The organism is Gillisia sp. CAL575, from assembly GCF_000403785.1.
Lineage (GTDB): Bacteria > Bacteroidota > Bacteroidia > Flavobacteriales > Flavobacteriaceae > Gillisia.
The window spans coordinates 95,091-107,910 of record NZ_APHJ01000025.1 but is presented as its reverse complement, the minus strand read 5'-3'; the positions used below and the strand labels follow the sequence as shown (position 1 = coordinate 107,910).

Here is a 12,820-nt window from a genome sequence, read left to right as displayed (position 1 = left end):
AAATCGATGTCGACAAAAACTAAAGATTATATGAAACAGCCTTAATTAAAAGGCTATTCAAATATTATAGTTTTTTTGCGATATAAAGTGACCTTAAGATTAAGCAATGATTACCTTTTTGTAACCAACTGCAATTATCTAGGAGGTTCTAATTTTTAATTCTTTTCTAACAGGTTTAGAAACATCTGCATTAACCGGAATTCCATAAAGATCAAAATCTGCTGCTTCATGAATTTTCACATCATAGAATTCACCTGTTTTTAAGTAAATCTCTGTTGCGTCTATTAGCACTTCGTTATCTACATCTGGCGAATCAAATTCGGTTCTCCCAATAAAATGATTCCCGTCTTTTCTATCGATGATCACTTTAAAGGTTTCTCCAATTTTATTCTGATTTAATTCCCATGAGATCTGAGATTGAATTTCCATGATCTCATTAGCTCGCTGTTGTTTCACTTCCTGCGGAACATCATCTACTAGATTAAATGCATGCGTATTTTCTTCATGAGAATACGTAAAACAACCTAGACGTTCAAAGCGCATCTTGATCACCCAATTCTTCAAAGTTTGATAATCCTCTTCAGTCTCTCCAGGATATCCAACAATTAAAGTAGTTCTAATCGTCATATTTGGAACAGCTTTTCTAAACTCTTGTAAAAGTTTAGTTGTTTTTGCTTCCGTAGTTCCTCTTCGCATAGATTTCAAAATAGAATCTGAAATATGCTGAAGCGGGATATCTAAATAATTACAGATCTTCGGCTCTCTATTCATTACCTCCAACACATCCATTGGGAATCCTGTTGGAAATGCATAATGCAACCTGATCCATTCTATTCCCTCTACCTGTACAAGATTCTCTAATAACTCTGCAAGATTTCTTTTCTTATAAATATCCAACCCGTAATAAGTAAGATCTTGTGCAATTAAAACCAATTCTTTAACGCCATTAGCCGCTAAACTTTTAGCTTCTTTCACCAATTGTTCTATGGGAGTAGATCTATGTTTTCCACGCATTAAAGGTATTGCACAAAAAGAACAAGGTCTATCACAACCTTCTGCAATCTTTAAATATGCGTAATTTTTAGGGGTTGTAGTTAAACGCTCTCCTAAAAGTTCGTGTTTATAATCTGCTTCTAGAGCTGCTAATAATTCCGGTAATTCTGTAGTTCCAAAATATTGATCAACATCTGGAATTTCTTTCTGTAGATCTGGTTTGTACCTTTCACTTAAACATCCTGTTACAAAAACCTTATCTACTTCTCCTTCTTGCTTTTTTGCAACATATTCTAGAATTGTGTTTACAGACTCCTCCTTGGCATTATCTATAAATCCACAAGTATTGATTACAACAATATTTCCTTCTTCTTCATGAACAACATCCTTGTCGTTTGCTTTCAGTTGCCCCATTAATACCTCACTGTCGTAAACATTCTTACTACAACCAAGTGTGACTACATTAATTTTGTTCTTTCTTCTGGACTTTGTTCTCATAACCTAATACCTTTTTGAATTCCCGCCTATTACAAAAATAGTGCTAGCGGAAAACGGCTGCAAAGATACAACCTAAAAATCGATTAAAAGAAGATTAAGGATTTTCTGTAAATTAAGTAAAATATTCATGCAAAGTAACCACCCATCTTGCTTCGTAATACCTAATTGCGCTTATTACCAAAACGCCAATGACCACATAGATCCAAGAAAATTTTTCTTTTTTCATAAGTAAACCACCAATTGTAGCGAAAAGCAAAAAAGGCAAAGCTAAAATTAGATTTGGAAGTATCCATGCATCTTCAAAAAGTATAGCTATTAGCTTCATTATTACATAAAACACGCTGTAAAACACGATGATCTTACTAATAATTGCCTTAAAATTGGTTTTAGGCATTCTAGTTTTTATAATTTGAAGGTGAAACTCTTTTCTTTGAGGCTTTTTCGTAAGCTAAAGCCCAGCTATATAGAGCAGCTTCTTGATAAGGTCTGCCAATAAACGTTAAGCCTTTTGGAGCGTTATTTTCTGCATATCCCATAGGAACTGTAATGGCTGGATATTTGGCAACTGCAGCAAATCCTGCATGATAATTATTTATGGAAAGAATTCCGTCTAAATTATGAGCTTTCATAGGAACCTCAAAAAAACGTTTCCCATTCGTAGTTAGCGTATCCTGAATAGCTGCAAATTCTTTAGCAGTTGCAGAATCGGCCACTATTCCATCAAATAATTTCTGCCCATAAGGTGAACGCATCAAAGAATCTGAATTATTATAAGCAACCACATCCTGCACAGACTTGAAGGATATGTCCTTATTTCCGTGTTTTTTGAAATATACAGGAAGATCTCTTTTCATCTCTAAATTAAGAAAACGAGTAAAATTTGGAAGATCTAGATCTTCTCCCTCAAACTCAATTATTTCTGCTCCAGCCGATTTAAGATCATTAATGGCTGCAACATATAAAGTATCTTCCATCAAAGATTTTAAAGCGCCAAATCGTTTTCCTTTTAAAGAAACATCAGCTAAACTTTCATAATAATTTGAAGTGTTATTTTTGTTTGCTACAGATGCAGGATCTTGAGGATCTCTACCAGACATAGCAGAAAACAAGATCGCATTATCTATTACATTTTTAGTGATAGGTCCTGGAGTATCCAAATAACTGGAAATTGGAACGATCCCACCTCTACTTAAAACTCCAATTGTTGGTTTTAGACCCACCAAAGAATTCTGACTTGCAGGGGATAAAATTGAACCAGCAGTCTCAGATCCTACCGCAACTGGTGCAAAATTTGCCGCTATAGAAACCGCACTTCCAGAACTAGATCCACCTGTATCTAAAATTTTTCTTCCGTAAGGATTTAATGTTTGACCTCCAACTGCAGAATATCCGCTAGGACAGTCTCCACAAAAGAAATAGGCCCATTCACTTAAATTAGCTTTACCCAAGATAATGGCTCCATTTTCTTTTAATCGCTTTACGATAAAAGCATCTTCAGTGGTGTTTTTGGTTAAAGCAACAGCACCTGCCGTAGTAGGCATATTTGCCGTATTAATATTATCTTTTAGTAGAACGGGAATTCCGAAGATCGGGTGTTTCAACATTTTATTCTTTAACCCTTGATCCTTATCACGAGCTTCTTGTAGGATATTCGGATTTAATGAGATTACCGAATTTAAACTTAGCTCATTATTTCTGTCATATTTCTGAATACGTGTTAAATAGAACAACACTAATTCTTCGTAACTAAAAGTATTTGCAGTGATCGCCTTCTGAAGACTAGGAATGTCCTGATCTAATATAAGTGGTAATAATTCTGAATAGCGATCATCTGAAAAAGCTTCTAATTCTTTATTGAATGGTGCCCAGATAGAATCTGATTTGATATATTTTGAATCTAAAACTTTGAATTCCCTAAAATCGGCAACTTTTGTGGTGTCCTGAACAATTGGTTCCGATTTCATTTCTTTCGATTCTTCCTTACAAGCAATAACTAATAATAAGGAGAGGGAGAATAATAACTGTTTCATATGATATAAAAATATTATGTGTTCAACATTCTTAAACAGAAATCAAAAAAAAATATAGAGCTACTGTTTTTTGAAAAACGAATCTACAAATTCAAATTTATTAAATACTTGAAGATCTTCCAATCCTTCTCCAACTCCAATATATTTAACCGGTATTTTAAATTGATCGCTAATCCCGATCACCACTCCACCTTTAGCAGTTCCGTCCAATTTAGTAACTGCAAGTGAAGTTACTTCTGTTGCCGCTGTAAACTGTTTAGCCTGTTCAAAAGCGTTCTGACCCGTAGAGCCATCCAAAACCAACAATACCTCATGAGGTGCGTTAGGAATAACTTTTTGCATTACCCGTTTTACTTTGGTAAGCTCGTTCATTAAATTCACTTTGTTATGCAATCTTCCAGCAGTATCAATAATTACCACATCTACATCCTGCTTCACTGCAGCCTCCACAGCATCAAAAGCAACAGATGCAGGATCACTCCCCATTTGTTGTTTTACAATAGGTACTCCTGTTCTATCTGCCCAAACTTGAAGTTGATCTATAGCAGCAGCTCTAAAAGTATCTGCTGCCCCTAAAAGAACTTTTTTACCGTCCTTTTTAAATTGGTGAGCTAGTTTCCCAATAGTTGTAGTTTTCCCTACTCCATTCACACCAACTACCATAATTACATATGGTTTACTTGAATTATCGAAATCGAATCCATTTCCAGAACCTGTTTCTGTTTCAGATAACAAACCAGCAATTTCTTCTCTTAGAATTCCATTAAGCTCGGCTGTGCCTAAATATTTATCACGCTCTACACGCTCTTCTATTCTCTTAATTATCTTGATAGTTGTTGCAACTCCAACATCACTGCTCACCAACACATCTTCTAGATCATCTAAAACATCCTCGTCTACGGTAGATTTACCAGCAACCGCTTTACTCATTTTAGAAAGAAAGGTGGTTTTAGATTTCTCTAATCCTTTATCTAGGGTTTCCTTTTTCTCTTTGGAAAATATTTTTTTAAATAAACTCATTTCTATTGGATGGTTTTCTTGCTGAAATTAAACCAAGAATCAGCATAAATTCATGCGTAAATATACACAAAAAGAAAAAGCCGTCCAGATGGCTCGGGACGGCTTTTAAAATATTTTAAAATGACTTATTTTTTAGCCAAAAAGTCATTTACTTGTTCTGGTGCCATTATACTTTCAACAAAAGTATAAGAGCCAGTTTTTGGAGATTTCACCATTTTAATGGCTTTAGATAATCTCTTAGATCCAGTTTGTAACGATGCTACTGATTTTTTTGCCATGACTTATACTTATTTAATTTCTTTATGAACCGTCATTTTCTTAAGAATTGGGTTAAATTTCTTTAACTCCAATCTATCTGGCGTGTTCTTTTTGTTTTTTGTTGATATATATCTAGAAGTACCCGGTTTACCGGATTCTTTGTGTTCTGTACATTCTAAGATAACCTGTATTCTATTGCCTTTCTTTGCCATTTTTCCGTGTCTTTATGGTTTAGGATTATTTGTTTAAAAATCCTTTTTCTCTAGCTTCCTTCATGACAGCAGAGATCCCTTTTTTATTGATGTTCTTTAATGCAGAAGCAGATATTTTTAGGGTTACCCACTTATCTTCTTCAGGAATATAAAAACGTTTTTTTAATAAATTAATATTAAATTTACGTTTAGTTTTATTCATGGCGTGAGAAACATTGTTCCCAACCATTGCTTTTTTACCAGTAAGTTCACAAACTCTAGACATTGCTCTAATCTTTATCTTGTTATTTCAAAACAGGCTGCAAATTAACGATTTTTTTACGCAACTGCCAACATAAAAATAAAATTTTTTATAGCTTATTTACTGTTTATCATCTTGATACATTCTAGTTGTTTTGATATCAAATACTTCTGAAGTAAATATTATTTTAAAAGCAGCTCTTTTAGCAATAATTCCAGTGCCTTATTCACTGCTTTCTTAACCACTTGCTCCCTACTTCTTCCAAGTTTGAATTTTTCTGAATACACCTTCTTGGGAGTAGCGATCCCAATAAACACCGTTCCTACCTCGGCATCACTATCCCCTTTGTCTGGTCCGGCATTTCCAGTAGTTGCAATTGCATAGTCCGATTTAAAAATTAGCCTAGAATTCCTAGCCATTTCCTCTGCTACCTCTGCACTTACTACAGTGTTTTTTTCTATAATTTTATGAGAAATATTTAAAATATCCTCTTTGGTATCGGTCGCATAGGTCACAATTCCACCTCTAAAAAAGGTAGATGCTCCAGGATTCACAGTAAATTTTGTTGCCAATTCCCCTCCTGTACAGCTTTCTGCAAGAGATAAAAATTGATTCTTAGCGTTTAATAATTCCCTGATTGTGATGCTGATATCCTCATTTTCTCCATTTACATCAGAAATTATATCGTGCAAGATCGGATAGATCTTTTCAAATTCTTTTTCGATAGAAGATCTAAGATCCTCCTCATTAGGTCCTTTTCCTGAAAGCCTTAATCTAACGGTACCAAAACTGGGTAAATAAGCGAGCTTAATATGAACTGGCAAATTATTCTCCCAATCTTCTATTCGTTGGGCTATAGCACTTTCCCCTAATCCATAAGTTCTAATAGTCTTATGATAGATAAAGGGTCTCTTAAATTCTTTAATTATTCTTGGTAAGACTTCGCGCTCCATCAAAGATTTCATTTCGAAAGGCACACCAGGCATTGAGATATAAACCTTTTCATCTTTTTTCATCCATAAGCCAGGAGCTGTTCCATATTCGTTGTGTAGCGCAATTGCTTTTGAAGGCATAAGTGCTTGTTCCCTGTTAAGATCTGAAATAGGAGTAGTAATATATTTAGCAAAAATAGATTCTATGTGCTTTAGAACCTCATCATTTCTCACGAGTGAATCTTCAAAAAATTCACATAAAACCTTCTTGGTGATATCATCTTTTGTAGGACCCAACCCGCCAGTGATCAAAATGATATCTGCGCGCTTAGAAGCCTCTTTTAGAGTAGTAAGTATATGCTCATGTTCATCTTCCACAGATGTGATTTGATGAACAGAGACACCTATTTTATTAAGCTCTTGAGCAATATGCGCAGAGTTTGTATCTACAATCTGACCAATTAGAATCTCATCTCCAATTGTAATTATTTCTGCAATCATTAGAGGCCAAAATCATTCTTCAACTCTCGCTCCGCTAATCTAACTTTAGCGGCTATTTTTTCTCCTGCATCACGAGCATTTGTTTCACGCTCTTTTCCTTTAGACCAAGCTTCTATTATTAAAATATTATCCATTTGATTCAAGCCAAAAAGCTGAAGATTAGGCTTCATCTTATGTGCAAATTGATATGCTAATGCTGGATTACTGCTAATAATAGCTTCAGACATCGAAGCTACATCCGGGGGGATTTCCTCTAAAAATGTTTGTACAATTATCTTCACAAAATCATCGTCACCACCTGCCATTTCTATTACGTCGTCTAAGTTGTAGTTCTTCATTTATTTTACTTGTATTGAAAATAGTTGCTTTTCTTCTATTAAGCCGGTTAAGACATCGTTGACCTCAACCTTACCAACTCCTTCTGGAGTTCCTGTAAAAATAATATCCCCAATTTTTAGCGTAAAATACTTTGAGACATAAGAAATGATTTCATCAATTTTCCACAACATATCACTGGTATTCCCTGTTTGCACTGGTTCATTATTTTTAAGCAAGCTAAAGTTAATATTATTTAGATGGGAAAAGGAATTTTTATCAATCCATTTCTCTCCTATTACAGCAGCGCCATCAAAACCTTTCGCCTTTTCCCAAGGCAAACCTTTATCTTTCAATTTTTGCTGAAGGTCTCTAGCAGTGAAATCTATACCCAATCCTATTTCATTGTAATATTTATGAGCATATTGTTCTTCAATATATTTCCCAACCCTATTTATTTTAACCAAAATTTCCACTTCGTAATGAACGTCGTTACTAAAGTCTGGAATAAAAAACGGTTGCTTCTTTAAAAGAATGGAAGTGTCAGGTTTTAAGAATATTACGGGTTCTGTTGGCTTCTCATTCTTTAACTCTGAAATGTGGGCACTATAATTTCTCCCAATGCAAATGATTTTCATAGAAATTCCGCTATTTCACTTTTGTATTTAGCTTTCTCAGCTTTATCCCAGTTAGGATCTTCTTAGTATATAATGGAAAGTCGGCATTTTGGATCCATCCGAAATATCCAGGTTCCTCTTCTAAGACTTTCTCTACATGTTTTCCTTTGTATTTCCCAAAGGCAAAAACTTCTTGTCCTTTTTTATCGAAGGCTATAAATCCTGCAAAATCTGCAAATTTTCTTCTTTCGCTATATTTAGACAACCATGACATATCGTTCTCTAAATCTTCATATTTGTCTAACTGAGATTTTAAAACCTCATAAGTTGCATTGGTATCTGCTTCTGCTCCGTGAGCTCCTTCAAGATCTTTATCACAATAGAATTTATATGCCGCAGATAATGTTCTTTGTTCCATTTTATGGAAGATAGTTTGTACATCTACAGATGCTTGACTTTTCATATCGAAATCTATATCTGCACGTAATAATTCTTCTGCCAGTAATGGAATATCAAACCTGTTGGAATTATAACCACCCAAATCGCAACCTTTAATCATATCATAGATCTTTGGTGCTAACTTGTTAAAAGTGGGTTCGTTTGCTACTTTTTCATTAGAAATTCCGTGAATAGCAATTACCTCAGCCGGAATATCCATTTCAGGATTCACCAACCAGGTTTTACTTTCTTTATTCCCATTGGGAAATACTTTTAAAATAGAAATCTCCACAATTCGATCCTTCGCAACATTAGTTCCAGTGGTTTCAAGGTCAAAAAAGCAAATTGGTTTTGTGAGTTTTAACTCCATAGAAATAGTTGATTTTTGTAAAGATAGTATATTTTGAATGTTATGAAAATTCAAAGTTCCCTTCAGTAAAAATGATTTTTATCTAATTTTTAAGTAAAGTTAAAAGCCACGAATACTACATGTTTAATGAAGCATTGTGGCTTAAAATTTTATTCATGTCTAGAATTAAGAACCTCGGAATATACTCCCGAGAAAAGATTTAAACTTCTCTGTTCTTATCAAAAGCTTCCAGATACTGTGCAACACGCTGCACAAACTGTCCTCCTAATGCACCGTTTACAACACGATGGTCGTAACTATGCGATAAGAACATTTTATATCTAATTCCAATAAAATCTCCATCTGGAGTCTCAATCACCGCTGGCACTTTTCTAATAGCTCCAAGTGCTAAAATAGCAACTTGCGGCTGATTGATAATTGGAGTTCCCATGATACTTCCAAATGTCCCCACGTTAGTTACGGTGTATGTTCCTCCCTGGATATCATCTGGTTTTAGCTTATTCTCTCTGGCTCTATTTGCAAGATCATTCACAGCTTTCGCCATTCCCACAAGATTTAGTCTATCAGCATTTTTTATAACCGGCACAATTAAATCGCCATTACCAAGTGCCGCAGCCATTCCAAGGTTTATATTCTTTCTCTTAATGATCTTATCTCCGTCTAAAGCGATATTAATCATTGGGAAATCTTTGATAGCCTTCGCAACTGCTTCCATAAAGATTGGAGTGAAAGTTAATTTCTCTCCTTCTCTCTTTTCGAAAGCTGTCTTGTTTTTGCTTCTCCAATTCCAAATATTGGTGACATCTACTTCAATAAAAGATTGAACATGCGCAGAGGTTTGAACACTCTCTACCATATGGTGAGCGATCATTTTACCCATTCTACTCATCTCAATGATCTCATCTCCGCCATTTACACTTACTGGAGCAGCAGGTTTTTTCTCAGCCGGAGCAGATTGCGCAGGTGCAGTTTTACTCGCTGTAGATTTAGGTTGAGAACTTCTATTTTCTAAATATCCTAAAATATCATTTTTGGTAACTCGTCCATCTTTTCCTGTTCCCTCCAAAGTTTCTAATTCCTGAAGACTTACTTCTTCTTTTTTAGCGATATTTTTCACTAAAGGAGAATAGAATTTAGTAGAGTCAGAGAAATCTGATGAAGAAGTGTTTGAACTATCTGAAGTGCTCTTAGCAGAAGTTAGCATTTCTTCTGCTTCTTCAACTAGTGCTCCTTCCGGTTTTTTAGTTTCCGTAGGTTGTGCTTTAGAATCATCCCCACCTGCTATTTCAATAATAGCGATAGTTTGTCCTACTTGCACTACATCATCTGGCTCAAAAAGTTTTTCAATAAGCACACCATCTACCTCACTTGGAACTTCACTATCAACTTTATCTGTTGCTATTTCCAGTACTGCTTCATCTGCTTCAATAGTATCTCCAACTTCTTTTAACCAGCTAGTAATTGTTGCTTCTGCGACACTCTCCCCCATTTTGGGTAACTTAAGTTCAAACTTTGCCATATTATTATCTCAACGATGTTTTTTATAATTCTGATTGCGAAATTACTCAATTTAACACTTCAGAAGTATTAAATATGTAATAAAATTATTTCTATAGGAGAATTTAACCTAAAAATAACCCAATCCAATGATGGTAAAATACGATTATGATCCTTTATATTAAAGGCTTTATAATAAATTAAAGTAAATTTAAAGGTCTTTAGCTTTTTAAAGAACTCTCAAATGGAATTCTATTGGTTATACTTCTTCCTAATGTAACCTCATCTGCATACTCTAACTCGTCACCTACCGAAATTCCTCTTGCAATAGTAGAAGTTTTGATGTCTATACCTTCTAGTTGCCTAAAAATATAAAAGTTGGTAGTATCTCCTTCTAAAGTACTACTAAGAGCAAATATGATTTCTTGAACCTCGCCTTCTTTTACTTTATCTATTAAAGATTTTATGGTTAACTGCGATGGTCCAATTCCATCCATAGGACTTATCTTCCCTCCTAACACATGATACAATCCACGATATTGACCTGTATTTTCTATGGCCATTACATCCCGAATATCTTCTACAACACATACCAATTCTCTTATTCTATTAGGATTAGCACAGATTTCACAAATTTCGGTATCACTTATATTATGACAATTCTTACATAATTTTATATTCGATTTTAAATCCACTAAAGCCTCGGCTAATTGCTGGGTTTGACTTGCTGGTTGTTTTAGTAAATGAAGCACGAGTCTTAATGCCGTACGTTTGCCAATACCAGGTAATTGTGACATTTCTGCCACCGCTTGTTCCAATAATTTAGAAGAAAAATCCATAGCCCAAAATTACATATTTTATAGGATACTATTAAATTATAGTAGCTCATACTAAACAAGAACTTATGCATAAATTTGTAATTTGACCCCGAAATTGAAATTCTATGCAACCAGCTTATATCCTACTGTTAATAGCATCCTATTTTGGAGCACTATTAATAATCTCCTACTTTACCGGTAAAAATTCTAATAATGATGCTTTTTTCAAGGCAAACAGACAATCTCCTTGGTATGTAGTAGCTTTTGGAATGATAGGCGCTTCTCTTAGTGGTGTGACTTTTATCTCAGTACCAGGATGGGTAGAGGCCAGCCAGTTTAGTTATATGCAAGTGGTGTTGGGGTATATTGTAGGATACGCGGTTATTGGATTGGTATTACTCCCTCTTTATTATAAAATGAACCTGACCTCCATTTATACTTATTTAGAAAGCAGGTTTGGGAGATACTCTTATAAAACAGGAGCGTCTTTCTTTCTTTTATCCAGAGTGGTAGGTGCAAGTTTCAGGCTTTTTCTAGTTGCTAATGTTTTACAAATAATTCTTTTTGACGGCTTAGGAATTCCCTTTTGGGCCACAGTTGTTATGACCATTGCCTTAATTTGGCTGTACACTTTTAAATCCGGAATAAAAACCATTGTTTATACAGATACATTACAAACGCTATGTATGCTAATTGCTGTGGGAGTAAGTATCTATTACGTTTCTGACAGCTTAGGTATTCAAGGAAGCAATTTAATAGGACATATTGCAGATAGTGATTTTTCTAAAATGTTCTTTTTCGATGATATTAAAAGCGCTGACTATTTCTGGAAACAATTTATATCCGGAGCTTTTATAGCGATTGTGATGACAGGTTTAGATCAAGATATGATGCAGAAAAATCTTACCTGCAGAAATCTTAAAGATGCCCAAAAGAATATGTTCTGGTTTACCATAGTACTCACATTCGTTAATTTACTGTTTGTAGCACTAGGTTTGTTACTTACAGAATATGCCAGGTTAAATGGAATAGATGCTTTTAAAGATAATCTTTTCCCAGTGATTGCTACACAAAGCGGATTGGGTATTGGAATTGCTACTTTCTTTATTTTAGGATTGATAGCTGCTGCATATAGTAGTGCAGATAGCGCACTTACTTCACTTACCACCTCTTTTAGTATCGATATATTAGATATTGAAAAAAGATATGCTGTTGCCAAACAAGAAATTGTAAGAAAGCGAATTCATGTTGCAGTTTCCGTTGTATTAATACTTGTAATAGTAAGTTTTAAATATATTATAAAAGATGAAAGCGTAATAGCCAAACTCTTTGTATTTGCAGGATATACCTATGGGCCATTACTTGGGCTCTATAGTTTTGGACTTTTTACGAAATGGTTGGTTAAAGATAAATTAGTGCCTGTAATCGCAATATTATCCCCAATTGTTTGCTACTTAATAAGCATAAACAGTGAAGCGTGGTTTGGATTTGAATTTGGATTTTTTGTGCTTATTCTAAATGGTGCTATAACCTTTTTAGGATTAGTATTGATTCGTAGAAAGCATAACTAAGGTGCAAGCATTCTGAAAATCAATTTTGTTTTTTCTCAATAGCTCATACAACACAGGATTTTCCGTGCCCGGATTAAAAATCACCCTTTTTGGATTTAGATCTATAATGTAATCATAATAGGCTTCCTGTCTTTTGGCATTTAGATAGAGAGTGATCGTATCTATATCTTCAAAATCTATCATTTCAGAATTAATGGGAACACTATTTACAGTTCCTTCTCTTAAACCAATTGCTACAGTCTCAACATTTTTTCTAACTAATCGTTCTATAGCAAGATTAGAATAACGAGCTGGATTTAGAGAAGCCCCAAGGACTAGAGTTTTCTTTTTCATAGATATCAAAGTTAATATTTAACCTGCACTGTAACAAATTAAAATTTAGCTAGTCTTTTGAATATAAGCATATGTGTAAATTTGACACTTAGATGGTAGTGTACTTTACATATTTACTTTTTTAAACCCATTTCCGCAGGGGAGATGGGTTTATTTCAAAGAATTATGTAACAAAT

15 protein-coding genes are annotated in these 12,820 nt (G+C 34.5%); 1 reads left to right on the top strand and 14 read right to left on the bottom strand.

Annotated elements, in window-relative coordinates:
* Positions 1 to 138: 138 nt before the first annotated feature.
* The 13 genes from rimO to recR form a co-directional block, all read right to left on the bottom strand.
* Complete coding sequence (gene rimO, locus I130_RS08430; RefSeq protein WP_034921538.1) at positions 139 to 1,491, bottom strand: 30S ribosomal protein S12 methylthiotransferase RimO; 1,353 nt, start codon at positions 1,489 to 1,491, stop codon at positions 139 to 141.
* Positions 1,492 to 1,603: 112 nt separating this feature from the next.
* The gene (locus I130_RS08425) at positions 1,604 to 1,885 is read right to left on the bottom strand and encodes a hypothetical protein (RefSeq protein WP_034921535.1); all 282 of its coding nucleotides are present in this window, start codon (positions 1,883 to 1,885) and stop codon (positions 1,604 to 1,606) included.
* A 1-nt stretch (position 1,886) separates the two neighbouring features.
* The gene (locus I130_RS08420; protein WP_034921532.1) at positions 1,887 to 3,521 is read right to left on the bottom strand and encodes an amidase family protein; all 1,635 of its coding nucleotides are present in this window, start codon (positions 3,519 to 3,521) and stop codon (positions 1,887 to 1,889) included.
* Positions 3,522 to 3,581: 60 nt separating this feature from the next.
* Positions 3,582 to 4,541: a signal recognition particle-docking protein FtsY gene (gene ftsY, locus I130_RS08415; RefSeq protein WP_034921524.1), complete on the bottom strand. Its 960-nt coding sequence runs from the start codon at positions 4,539 to 4,541 to the stop codon at positions 3,582 to 3,584.
* 125 nt (positions 4,542 to 4,666) lie between these two features.
* Positions 4,667 to 4,819 (bottom strand): DUF4295 domain-containing protein, encoded by a 153-nt coding sequence (locus I130_RS16450; protein WP_083932888.1) that lies wholly within the window; start codon positions 4,817 to 4,819, stop codon positions 4,667 to 4,669.
* Between the two features lie 9 nt (positions 4,820 to 4,828).
* Positions 4,829 to 5,011 carry a 50S ribosomal protein L33 gene (gene rpmG / locus I130_RS08410; RefSeq protein WP_010229301.1) on the bottom strand — a complete coding sequence of 61 codons (183 nt, stop codon included), beginning with the start codon at positions 5,009 to 5,011 and terminating at the stop codon, positions 4,829 to 4,831.
* Between the two features lie 25 nt (positions 5,012 to 5,036).
* Positions 5,037 to 5,276 (bottom strand): 50S ribosomal protein L28, encoded by a 240-nt coding sequence (rpmB, locus tag I130_RS08405; RefSeq protein ID WP_010229300.1) that lies wholly within the window; start codon positions 5,274 to 5,276, stop codon positions 5,037 to 5,039.
* A 158-nt stretch (positions 5,277 to 5,434) separates the two neighbouring features.
* Positions 5,435 to 6,685 carry a competence/damage-inducible protein A gene (locus I130_RS08400; protein WP_034921520.1) on the bottom strand — a complete coding sequence of 417 codons (1,251 nt, stop codon included), beginning with the start codon at positions 6,683 to 6,685 and terminating at the stop codon, positions 5,435 to 5,437.
* Positions 6,685 to 7,023, bottom strand: coding sequence for a hypothetical protein (locus tag I130_RS08395; protein ID WP_034921517.1), 339 nt, complete (start codon positions 7,021 to 7,023; stop codon positions 6,685 to 6,687). Before I130_RS08395 ends, I130_RS08400 begins: the two co-directional genes overlap by 1 nt.
* On the bottom strand, positions 7,024 to 7,638 hold the full coding sequence (locus I130_RS08390; protein WP_034921510.1) for a fumarylacetoacetate hydrolase family protein: 615 nt from the start codon (positions 7,636 to 7,638) through the stop codon (positions 7,024 to 7,026).
* Positions 7,639 to 7,648: 10 nt separating this feature from the next.
* Positions 7,649 to 8,425 (bottom strand): 3'-5' exonuclease, encoded by a 777-nt coding sequence (locus I130_RS08385; protein ID WP_034921505.1) that lies wholly within the window; start codon positions 8,423 to 8,425, stop codon positions 7,649 to 7,651.
* A 199-nt stretch (positions 8,426 to 8,624) separates the two neighbouring features.
* Complete coding sequence (locus I130_RS08380; protein ID WP_034921501.1) at positions 8,625 to 9,944, bottom strand: dihydrolipoamide acetyltransferase family protein; 1,320 nt, start codon at positions 9,942 to 9,944, stop codon at positions 8,625 to 8,627.
* Positions 9,945 to 10,143: 199 nt separating this feature from the next.
* Positions 10,144 to 10,761: a recombination mediator RecR gene (recR, locus tag I130_RS08375; RefSeq protein WP_034921499.1), complete on the bottom strand. Its 618-nt coding sequence runs from the start codon at positions 10,759 to 10,761 to the stop codon at positions 10,144 to 10,146.
* A gap of 104 nt (positions 10,762 to 10,865) precedes the next feature.
* On the opposite strand from recR, the gene I130_RS08370 reads away from it, so the two are divergent.
* Positions 10,866 to 12,311, top strand: a complete 1,446-nt coding sequence (locus I130_RS08370; protein ID WP_034921496.1) for a sodium:solute symporter — start codon at positions 10,866 to 10,868, stop codon at positions 12,309 to 12,311.
* Here the strand turns inward: I130_RS08370 and I130_RS08365 are convergent.
* Complete coding sequence (locus I130_RS08365; protein ID WP_034921494.1) at positions 12,282 to 12,644, bottom strand: CoA-binding protein; 363 nt, start codon at positions 12,642 to 12,644, stop codon at positions 12,282 to 12,284. The two genes, I130_RS08370 and I130_RS08365, sit on opposite strands and share 30 nt — an antisense overlap.
* Positions 12,645 to 12,820 lie beyond the last annotated feature (176 nt).

Bases quoted from the DNA above. Each gene is read 5' to 3' on its own strand.
- I130_RS08365 (WP_034921494.1), bottom strand. From the start codon at position 12,644: ATGAAAAAGAAAACTCTAGTCCTTGGGGCTTCTCTAAATCCAGCTCGT.
- ftsY (WP_034921524.1), bottom strand. From the start codon at position 4,541: ATGAGTTTATTTAAAAAAATATTTTCCAAAGAGAAAAAGGAAACCCTA.
- I130_RS08370 (WP_034921496.1), top strand. From the start codon at position 10,866: ATGCAACCAGCTTATATCCTACTGTTAATAGCATCCTATTTTGGAGCA.
- I130_RS08385 (WP_034921505.1), bottom strand. From the start codon at position 8,425: ATGGAGTTAAAACTCACAAAACCAATTTGCTTTTTTGACCTTGAAACC.
- I130_RS08380 (WP_034921501.1), bottom strand. From the start codon at position 9,944: ATGGCAAAGTTTGAACTTAAGTTACCCAAAATGGGGGAGAGTGTCGCA.
- I130_RS16450 (WP_083932888.1), bottom strand. From the start codon at position 4,819: ATGGCAAAAAAATCAGTAGCATCGTTACAAACTGGATCTAAGAGATTA.
- rpmG (WP_010229301.1), bottom strand. From the start codon at position 5,011: ATGGCAAAGAAAGGCAATAGAATACAGGTTATCTTAGAATGTACAGAA.
- I130_RS08425 (WP_034921535.1), bottom strand. From the start codon at position 1,885: ATGCCTAAAACCAATTTTAAGGCAATTATTAGTAAGATCATCGTGTTT.
- I130_RS08420 (WP_034921532.1), bottom strand. From the start codon at position 3,521: ATGAAACAGTTATTATTCTCCCTCTCCTTATTATTAGTTATTGCTTGT.
- recR (WP_034921499.1), bottom strand. From the start codon at position 10,761: ATGGATTTTTCTTCTAAATTATTGGAACAAGCGGTGGCAGAAATGTCA.
- I130_RS08400 (WP_034921520.1), bottom strand. From the start codon at position 6,685: ATGATTGCAGAAATAATTACAATTGGAGATGAGATTCTAATTGGTCAG.
- I130_RS08395 (WP_034921517.1), bottom strand. From the start codon at position 7,023: ATGAAGAACTACAACTTAGACGACGTAATAGAAATGGCAGGTGGTGAC.
- I130_RS08390 (WP_034921510.1), bottom strand. From the start codon at position 7,638: ATGAAAATCATTTGCATTGGGAGAAATTATAGTGCCCACATTTCAGAG.
- rpmB (WP_010229300.1), bottom strand. From the start codon at position 5,276: ATGTCTAGAGTTTGTGAACTTACTGGTAAAAAAGCAATGGTTGGGAAC.
- rimO (WP_034921538.1), bottom strand. From the start codon at position 1,491: ATGAGAACAAAGTCCAGAAGAAAGAACAAAATTAATGTAGTCACACTT.